The following is a 727-nucleotide window of genomic DNA, read 5'->3' on the forward strand; positions in this document are numbered from 1 at the left end:
ACATGAACCCATTCAAAGGCCGGCATTTTCAGCGTGACATCATTCTGTGGGCCGTACGCTGGTACTGCAAATACGGCATCAGTTACCGTGAGCTGCAGGAGATGCTGGCTGAACGCGGAGTGAATGTCGATCACTCCACGATTTACCGCTGGGTTCAGCGTTATGCGCCTGAAATGGAAAAACGGCTGCGCTGGTACTGGCGTAACCCTTCCGATCTTTGCCCGTGGCACATGGATGAAACCTACGTGAAGGTCAATGGCCGCTGGGCGTATCTGTACCGGGCCGTCGACAGCCGGGGCCGCACTGTCGATTTTTATCTCTCCTCCCGTCGTAACAGCAAAGCTGCATACCGGTTTCTGGGTAAAATCCTCAACAACGTGAAGAAGTGGCAGATCCCGCGATTCATCAACACGGATAAAGCGCCCGCCTATGGTCGCGCGCTTGCTCTGCTCAAACGCGAAGGCCGGTGCCCGTCTGACGTTGAACACCGACAGATTAAGTACCGGAACAACGTGATTGAATGCGATCATGGCAAACTGAAACGGATAATCGGCGCCACGCTGGGATTTAAATCCATGAAGACGGCTTACGCCACCATCAAAGGTATTGAGGTGATGCGTGCACTACGCAAAGGCCAGGCCTCAGCATTTTATTATGGTGATCCCCTGGGCGAAATGCGCCTGGTAAGCAGAGTTTTTGAAATGTAAGGCCTTTGAATAAGACAAAA

Annotated in this window: 1 protein-coding gene; it reads left to right on the forward strand. The window is 52.7% G+C overall.

Features of this window, described 5'->3' with window-relative positions; genetic code table 11:
* Nucleotides 1-2: 2 nt before the first annotated feature.
* Nucleotides 3-707 carry an IS6-like element IS26 family transposase gene (locus ACMWLG_RS25860; protein WP_001067855.1) on the forward strand — a complete coding sequence of 235 codons (705 nt, stop codon included), beginning with the start codon at nucleotides 3-5 and terminating at the stop codon, nucleotides 705-707.
* The last annotated feature ends 20 nt before the right edge of the window (nucleotides 708-727 follow it).

It is taken from the genome of Enterobacter sp. 01-M-02-SI-ECC (assembly GCF_047530595.1).
Taxonomy (GTDB): Bacteria; Pseudomonadota; Gammaproteobacteria; order Enterobacterales; family Enterobacteriaceae; genus Enterobacter; species Enterobacter cloacae_M.

Excerpts from the sequence above, each read along its gene's own strand:
- ACMWLG_RS25860 (WP_001067855.1), top strand. The coding sequence starts at position 3 with ATGAACCCATTCAAAGGCCGGCATTTTCAGCGTGACATCATTCTGTGG.